The following is a 7111-nucleotide window of genomic DNA, read 5'->3' as shown; positions in this document are numbered from 1 at the left end:
GAGCGGGGCGGCCGAGTCGGCCGAGTCGGCCGAGTCGGCCGAGTCGGGCGGATCGTCAGCACCGGTCCTGCGGGTCCGCTCCCGGGAGGTAGCGGTCGAGCGTCGTAGCGTCGCGAGGATTCCCTGGCGCTGGCGTCGGCGCCGACGTTGTCCTGGACGCGTCACGGGCACTGTCGCCTCGGGGGAGCGTCGCGGCCCCGACTTCGGGCCGGAACCCGGACCGAAATGATGTTGGTTGCGGCTGGAGGCTACGATAAAGAGAATCGCGCCGATCAGGAGCACCACTATCAGCGTGATGGGTAGCACCGGATTGTCCATGGCCTCCGTCCCCCACGTGCGGGTGTTCCGATCACGCTAGCGGACGTCGGCGCCGACGTCCCCTGTACCCACCCAATGACATCCATGCAGATCAGCTGATGGATGTGTCGCAATATCGACAGGCGTGACCGATGCTGTCCGATCGGCCCTGACGAACAGTGTCGACGATGTGTCACAACGACGGCGTCTGCTCGTCCGGTATGATCCCGCCGGCAACAGCTTCCGGCAACTACGGAGGCGGCGTCACGGGGCTGAAAACGTCCCGCTCATGGTAGTTGGCAGCGGACGCGGCGTGATCGGCGGTCGGGCATGGTCGATAGTCATGGTTTCACGCCTGCCGCGGTCCCGGCGCGCAGGGCGGTGCGGGCATGGTCGGCGAGCGCGGCCGCGCCCGGATGCCCGGCCATCTCGATTGCGCCGCACAGCGTCAGTACGTCCACCCTGGCGTTCTCGGACGAGACCCGAGTGGCGAGCTCGACCGCCTGATAGCCGAGGCTCACGGCCTGTTCGACATCACCCGCGTCGACTTTGGCGACGCCGAGCCAGACGCTGTGGTGAACCAGTTCCCGAGGGTAGGCGGCGGCGTCGAGCTGATCAACCGAACGGCTGAGGTACCCGACGGCCGCTGCGATGTCACCGGCACACAGCAGCGCCTTGCCGGCGTAGTACTCGATCACTGAACGGGAGCACCAATAGACGTACTCCGGGTCCATCGCCGGATCAGCCCGCTCGATCTGGGCCAACGCCTCGGTGACCTCGGCGTGCACCGAGTGGGTGTCGCCGAGCTGGGAGTGGGCGACGGCCAGCGAGCCGGCGATGATGGCCTTCTCGGTGGCGGTGAGGGCGTCCGCGGCGCCCACGCGTGCCGCCTGCAGCAGGGTGACGGCGTCGGCGGGGTCGCCGAAGCGCACGGCCTGCTCCGCCATGCAACGCAGGATGTTGGCGCCGATCGCCGGCTGACCGGCCTCGTGGGCGACGCGCAACGCCACCACCCAGTACTGCTGGGCCACCTGGTGCCGGCCGCTGTCGAACGCCGCCCAGCCCGCGAGCCGCGCGAGCTCCGCTGCGACGGCGTGCAGCCGGGCGTGGTGGTCCTGGCTGTATGCGCCGGTACGCAGCAGGCGGACGATCACCCGCAGTTCCGACACAGCGAGCCCGTGGACGTCCTCCCCGCCGAGAACGTCGTCCATCCGCCGCAGCGAGTCGACGCGCTGCTCGAATCCGGCGACGAGGGCGTCGCGGACCTGCCTGCCGCCCAGCACCGCGACGGACCGGGCCGGGGTGGCGACGAGCCACTGGTGGACGACCGCGGCGAGTGCCGTGCCGGTGAGACTGGGGAGCACGAACTGCTGCCCGCGGCTGGTGACCTCCTCCAGTGCGGCGGCAAGCCCACCCGGAGCCCACAGACGTTGGAGCGTCCATTGCACGGTGTCGGCGGCTGGTGTGATCCCGTTGTGAACGAAACCCGTGGCGACGGCGGTGGCGGCCGTGCCGCGTCGAGGCCGCCGGGACGCCAGTTCCCGGCTCGCGCGTGACCGCCCGAGCACACTGCTGGGTTCTCTCAACGCCCGGCCTCCTCAAGCGTCGATGCAGGGAAGTGTCTTCCTTCATCCGTCCGGATGACACGTCGGGCAATAATCGTTGATCCCTGCAGGAGCTGATGCATCGTTTGACGGTCGCGACGACCGCCGGCGGGTGTGCCAAAATATTCCGTTTGGACAAAACCATCGGACGACTGCCGCGCGTGCAGCGTACGACAGGCCCCGTGACGGAACAAGTACCTCAGGATTGCGTTGAACCCCCGATATCCTCCGGTCGCGCAATAAACTCAACGGTCGACCGGGTGTTGATGCTATTGAGGTTGACGGTTGTGGTTTTTTGACGACTGCCGGTGTGGCGACGCTGGGCGCACCGGCCATCCGAGCATTCGGGACGGTCCCGAAGGGCTGCACCGCCGCCCGGGGATATCACCACCTGGGGACGCCGTGACCTGGGGATCCCGCCTGAGGATGCTGCTTCGCGAATGCCGTGATCTGCGATGCCGTCACCTGGGATGCTGTCACCTGGTGACGAGGTGGGCCGGAAGGTGGTCGACGGCCGTGTCCCGGGCGGTGACGGTCATTCTTGACCATGGATTCAGCCGGATGATTGATCCGTTGGTGATCCGGAGTGACTTCTGGAAGTCGAGGAAAGCGCGCATGTCCATGACGGCATGAGATCGGGACTCACTCAGCGTCCAGGCGACGGCGGTCATGAACACACCATGGGTACAGACCAGGAAAAATCCGGCCGGTAATTCCCGGACGCGCCGGACGAAAGCGTCCGCTCGGGCGATCATATCCGCGAATGATTCGCTGTGCGGACTCTGTACGGCATAGGGATCGGCCGCCGTCCAGTAGGCCCGGGCCCACGGCCGGCGCTCCTCGTTGGTCATGAGCCGGCCGTGGAGGCTACCGAGGTAGGTGAACTCCTCGACCGGCCACTCGGTAAGGGGTGCCGCCGGGAAGCGCTGGGTGGCCGGTATCGCCGTCTGGCGGGCCCGCAGGTATCTCGACGTAACGATCATCGTTGGCTGCTCGGTCATGGCCGTGGCGACCAGACGGGCCTGGGCCCACCCGGTGGTGGTCAGCGGGGATTCCCCGGGGAGCGCGCAGGGCGCGCCCGCGTTCGACTCGCTCTGGCCATGCCGTACCAGCCACACCACCGCCCCCACCCTGCCACGATCTCACACATGTCCTGTTCGACCTACTGTTCCGGTGTACGCACCGGCGCAGGAGGGTCACAAGCGGGCAGGGGAGAACTCCCGATGCTGCCTCCGCTGCTCGTGTCACCGGTCCGGTCGGCGCTGGCTGCACAGGGTCTGACCAGCATGAACGTGTCGAAGGGCAGGGGGGTGGGGGTCGAGTGGTCGTACACGGTCACCCGGATGCGGGTCACCCCTCCCACCTCGCCCGGATCGACTTCGAAGCCCGCGAACGCGTACGGGTGCTCCGGCGCCCGCAGGGCCAGCCACGGCGCCGGCTCAAGGGCGTGGACCGAGCGGAACCGGGTGGGGTCGGAGTCCCGCGGTTCCACACCGACGATCACGCGACCGGCAGGCGGGTCGAGCAGCTTGCCGGCCGACGGTGAGGAGGAGCCTCCCGTACCCAGGATCATGTGGACCGTCCCGTATGACGTGTCCACGACGTCGGTGTCGACGTCTCTGGCCACGTCCCTGTCAGTATCACCACCGATATCCCTGCTGACGTCCTTGTCAATTTCTCTGTCGACGCTGTTGCCAACCGTCCCGTTGACCCCGTTGTCGACACCTTCTCCGGTCGAGACGGGATGCGGGGTGAGCACCGCCGATCCTTCGACCACTCCGCGCAGCGGATGCGTCCGCTCGTAGTGGTGTTCGTGTCCACACAGGACGAGATCGACCCCGAACGCGTCGAACAGCGGTAGCCACTGCTCCCGGATACCGAGATCGGCACCGTTGTGATGTTCCGCGCTGGATACGGCCGTCTGATGCATGCAGACGATGATCCAGTCGATGTCCGGGTCGGCTCGTGCCTGGCGCAGCGTCCGTTCCAGCCATGCCCGCTGCCGCCCGCCGCTGTAACCGCGGATGTACACCGTGCCCGCGTCCTGGTAGCAGACGTCGTCGTTCTGCAGGACGACGAAGCGTGCGTTCGCGACCGTGAAGGCGTACCACAGGCCCAGCAGGTCTGCTGGCGTGCCGTTCGTGCCCGGTTCGTCGGAGTCCGTGGCGTTTCCGGGCAGCAGGAAGCGGCTCTGGTAGGCGGTCAGGCCCAGCGGGCCGTTCCCGCGTTCGATCTCGTGGTTGCCGGCGGCGGGCATCCACGGATGGTGCCGCGCGGATCTGCTGATCATGTTGAACCAGTCGGACCACGCCCGCGGTGGATTGCGCCGCTGGTTCGCGTACGACAGGTCACCGGCGACCAGGGTGAACAGCGAACCGACGTGTTCAACGCCGGTCACGGCGTTCCTGGACGCCGGTGTGCCGAACGGATCGTAGGACGCCGATGTTCCGTGGTCGCCGAAACAGGTGAAGGTGAACGGTGCCCGGCCGCGCGGCGCGGTCCGCAGGGTTCCGCCGTCGGTGCGGGCGATCCGGTCGTGGATCACCTCGTAGAGGTACCGGGAGTCCGGCTCGAGCCCGGTGAGCAGGGCGTGGTGATTGATCACATCTTCGCCGGTGACGGCGTCGGTGTAGACGCGGGTGACAGCGTGCACCTCGCGGTCGAGACCCCCGGGCGCGTTCCCGAACCGTACCCGTGGGCGCCGCACCATCCGCGGCGTCGTCCACGACACGGCCATCGACACGGCCGGGTCCGGCCCGAACGTCAGATGGAGGTGTTCGACGGGTGTTCCCGCACGCAGGACCAACGGATCTCCTCACTGCTGACAGCGACCACATGGCCGGACCGATCCGGACGGCTCCGGACCACTTTGGACCGCTTCGAACAGCTCCGTGCGGCTTTGGACGGTTCGGGACGGTCCCGGGTGGCGAAGGGGTGACTTCGCAAGCGCTCCGCCACAGCGAAGGGGCGGCCCCGCCGCAGCGGAACCGCCCCTTCGTAGCCGACCTGTCGCTCTCCTACTCGCTGGACTTGGCGAGGTCGATCGGGGGAGCGTCGGGGACCTGAGTGGGCTTCGGCTCGCCGCGGAAGACGAACTTCGCCTCCTCGCCCTCGCCCTCGACGTCGCCGACCACGATCTCGCCCGGCTTGAGCGTCCCGTACAGGATCTTCTCGGACAGGACGTCCTCGATCTCCCGCTGGATTGTCCGGCGCAGCGGCCGGGCCCCCAGCACCGGGTCGTAGCCTTTCTTGGCCAGCAGTGCCTTCGCCGCCGGCGTGAGCTCGAGCGCCATGTCCTTGTTCTTCAACTGGACGTCCACCCGGGCCAGCATGAGGTCGACGATCTGGATGATCTCGTTCTCGGACAGCTGGTGGAAGACGATGATGTCGTCGATCCGGTTGAGGAACTCGGGCCGGAAGTGCTGCTTGAGCTCGTCCTGGACCTTCGCCTTCATCCGCTCGTAGTCGATGGCGCCGGCGCCCGTCGCGAACCCGATACCCGGCCCCTTGGAGATGTCCCGCGTGCCCAGGTTCGAGGTCATGATCAGAATGGTGTTCTTGAAGTCGACCAGCCGACCCTGCGAGTCGGTCAGCCGGCCGTCCTCCAGGATCTGCAGGAGGGTGTTGAACACGTCCGGGTGCGCCTTCTCGACCTCGTCGAACAGGACAACCGAGAACGGCTTGCGCCGCACCCGCTCGGTGAGCTGGCCGCCCTCCTCGTAGCCGACGTAGCCGGGCGGGGAGCCCACCAGCCGCGAGACCGTGTGCTTCTCCATGTACTCGGACATGTCGAGCTGGATCAGCGAGTCCTCGTCACCGAACAGGAACTCCGCCAGCGTCTTGGACAGCTCGGTCTTGCCGACACCGGAGGGGCCGGCGAAGATGAACGACCCACCGGGACGCTTGGGGTCCTTCAGGCCCGCCCGGGTACGCCGGATCGCCTGGGAGACAGCCTTGATCGCCTGCTGCTGGCCGATGACGCGGCGGTGCAGCTCGTCCTCCATGCGCAGCAGACGGGCGGTCTCCTCCTCGGTGAGCTTGAACACCGGGATACCGGTCCAGATCGCCAGAACCTCGGCGATCTCCTCGTCCCCCACCTCGGCGACGACGTCCATGTCGCCGGCCTTCCACTCCTTCTCCCGCTTGGCCTTCTCGGCCAGCAGGGTCTTCTCCCGATCACGCAGGGAGGCGGCCTTCTCGAAGTCCTGCGCGTCGATCGCGGACTCCTTGTCCCGGCGGACGTTCGCGATGCGCTCGTCGAACTCGCGCAGGTCCGGCGGGGCGGTCATCCGGCGGATGCGCATCCGGGACCCGGCCTCGTCGATGAGGTCGATCGCCTTGTCCGGCAGGAAACGGTCGGAGATGTAACGGTCGGCAAGGGATGCCGCCGCGACCAGGGCCGCGTCGGTGATCGAAACACGGTGGTGCGCCTCGTAGCGGTCCCGCAGGCCCTTGAGGATCTCGATGGTGTGCGCCACCGACGGCTCCGCGACCTGGATGGGCTGGAAGCGCCGCTCCAGGGCGGCGTCCTTCTCCAGGTGCTTGCGGTACTCGTCGAGGGTGGTCGCGCCGATCGTCTGCAGCTCGCCACGGGCCAGCATCGGCTTGAGGATGGACGCGGCGTCGATCGCGCCCTCGGCGGCACCCGCGCCGACGAGCGTGTGCAGCTCGTCGATGAACAGGATGATGTCACCGCGGGTGCGGATCTCCTTGAGGACCTTCTTCAGCCGCTCCTCGAAGTCACCGCGGTAGCGGGAGCCGGCGACCAGCGCACCGAGGTCGAGCGTGTACAGCTGCTTGTCCTTGAGCGTCTCGGGCACCTCGCCCTTGACGATCGCCTGGGCCAGCCCCTCGACCACGGCGGTCTTGCCGACGCCGGGTTCCCCGATCAGGACCGGGTTGTTCTTGGTCCGGCGCGACAGCACCTGCATGACGCGCTCGATCTCCTTCTCGCGCCCGATCACCGGGTCGAGCTTGGACTCGCGCGCCGCCGCGGTGAGGTTGCGGCCGAACTGGTCGAGCACGAGCGAGGTCGACGGGGTGCCCTCCGACGGCGCGCCGGCGGTCGCCGGGTCGCCTTTGCCCTGGTAACCGCTCAGCAGCTGGATGACCTGCTGGCGGACCCGGTTCAGGTCGGCACCGAGCTTGACCAGGACCTGGGCGGCCACGCCCTCGCCCTCGCGGATCAGCCCGAGCAGGATGTGCTCGGT

General features: G+C 67.8%; 4 protein-coding genes and 1 pseudogene. All 5 read right to left on the bottom strand.

Annotation, left to right across the window (positions count from 1 at the left end):
* Window positions 1-318 (bottom strand): annotated as a pseudogene (locus tag DD1DGNOD_RS28435) (hypothetical protein); the annotation flags it as partial.
* 320 nt (window positions 319-638) lie between these two features.
* Window positions 639-1883 carry an XRE family transcriptional regulator gene (locus tag DD1DGNOD_RS25570; protein WP_131771188.1) on the bottom strand — a complete coding sequence of 415 codons (1245 nt, stop codon included), beginning with the start codon at window positions 1881-1883 and terminating at the stop codon, window positions 639-641.
* A 494-nt stretch (window positions 1884-2377) separates the two neighbouring features.
* On the bottom strand, window positions 2378-3022 hold the full coding sequence (locus DD1DGNOD_RS25565) for a histidine phosphatase family protein (protein ID WP_165037035.1): 645 nt from the start codon (window positions 3020-3022) through the stop codon (window positions 2378-2380).
* 41 nt (window positions 3023-3063) lie between these two features.
* Window positions 3064-4707: a purple acid phosphatase family protein gene (locus DD1DGNOD_RS25560; protein ID WP_131771186.1), complete on the bottom strand. Its 1644-nt coding sequence runs from the start codon at window positions 4705-4707 to the stop codon at window positions 3064-3066.
* 211 nt (window positions 4708-4918) lie between these two features.
* On the bottom strand, window positions 4919-7111 hold a 2193-nt coding region (locus DD1DGNOD_RS25555; protein WP_241255987.1), incomplete at its 5' end, for an ATP-dependent Clp protease ATP-binding subunit.

Source organism: Candidatus Protofrankia californiensis (assembly GCF_900634765.1).
Taxonomy (GTDB): Bacteria; Actinomycetota; Actinomycetes; order Frankiales; family Frankiaceae; genus Protofrankia; species Protofrankia californiensis.
This window is presented reverse-complemented; position numbering and strand designations above follow the sequence as displayed.